At 54.8% G+C, this 1,232-nt stretch carries 1 protein-coding gene and 1 rRNA gene; one reads left to right on the top strand and one right to left on the bottom strand.

The window, feature by feature from the left end:
* Positions 1–1,187: ribosomal RNA gene (locus tag AB0C76_RS41435) — 16S ribosomal RNA — on the bottom strand; the annotation flags it as partial.
* Here AB0C76_RS41435 and AB0C76_RS41430 point away from each other — a divergent pair.
* The coding region (locus tag AB0C76_RS41430; RefSeq protein ID WP_359975984.1) for a hypothetical protein at positions 1,176–1,232 on the top strand (57 nt) is incomplete at its 3' end. The two genes, AB0C76_RS41435 and AB0C76_RS41430, sit on opposite strands and share 12 nt — an antisense overlap.

Here is a 1,232-nt window from a genome sequence, read left to right as displayed (position 1 = left end):
CGCGCGGCTGCGCGAGGCCGTCGCGGTGCCGCTCGTGCTGCACGGGTCCTCGGGCGTCGCGGACGAGGACCTGACCCGGGCCGTCGCGCTCGTTGCGGGACTTAACCCAACATCTCACGACACGAGCTGACGACAACCATGCACCACCTGTATCCCGTGTCCCGAAGGAACTTCCTATCTCTAGGAATAGCACGAGTATGTCAAGACCTGGTAAGGTTCTTCGCGTTGCTTCGAATTAAACCACATGCTCCACCGCTTGTGCGGGCCCCCGTCAATTCCTTTGAGTTTCAACCTTGCGGTCGTACTCCCCAGGCGGAGTGCTTATTGCGTTAGCTGCGATACAGAGAACTTATAGCTCCCTACATCTAGCACTCATCGTTTACGGCGTGGACTACCAGGGTATCTAATCCTGTTTGCTCCCCACGCTTTCGAGCCTCAGTGTCAGTTACAGGCCAGAGAGCCGCTTTCGCCACCGGTGTTCCTCCATATATCTACGCATTTCACCGCTACACATGGAATTCCACTCTCCTCTCCTGCACTCAAGTCTACCAGTTTCCAATGCATACAATGGTTGAGCCACTGCCTTTTACACCAGACTTAATAAACCACCTGCGCTCGCTTTACGCCCAATAAATCCGGACAACGCTCGGGACCTACGTATTACCGCGGCTGCTGGCACGTAGTTAGCCGTCCCTTTCTGGGTAGTTACCGTCACTTGATGAGCTTTCCACTCTCACCAACGTTCTTCTCTACCAACAGAGTTTTACGATCCGAAAACCTTCTTCACTCACGCGGCGTTGCTCGGTCAGACTTTCGTCCATTGCCGAAGATTCCCTACTGCTGCCTCCCGTAGGAGTTTGGGCCGTGTCTCAGTCCCAATGTGGCCGATCACCCTCTCAGGTCGGCTATGTATCATCGCCTTGGTGAGCCTTTACCTCACCAACTAGCTAATACAACGCGGGATCATCTTTGAGTGATGCAATTGCATCTTTCAAACTTAAAACTTGTGTTTAAAGTTTTTATGCGGTATTAGCATTCGTTTCCAAATGTTGTCCCCCGCTCAAAGGCAGATTCCCCACGCGTTACTCACCCGTTCGCTGCTCATCCAGTCGGCGTCGGGCCCTCGCCCGGCTGGATTCGACAAGGGCGGCCCCTACCCGTACAACCGCGACGGCATCGTCTTCGAGAACCGCGAGAGCCGCCTGCCGAAGAAGTCCGACGGCTACTACCAC

It is taken from the genome of Kitasatospora sp. NPDC048722 (assembly GCF_040650235.1).
Classification (GTDB): Bacteria; Actinomycetota; Actinomycetes; order Streptomycetales; family Streptomycetaceae; genus Kitasatospora.
The sequence above is the reverse complement of the archived record's forward strand: the minus strand, read 5'-3'. Positions and strand labels throughout refer to the sequence as shown.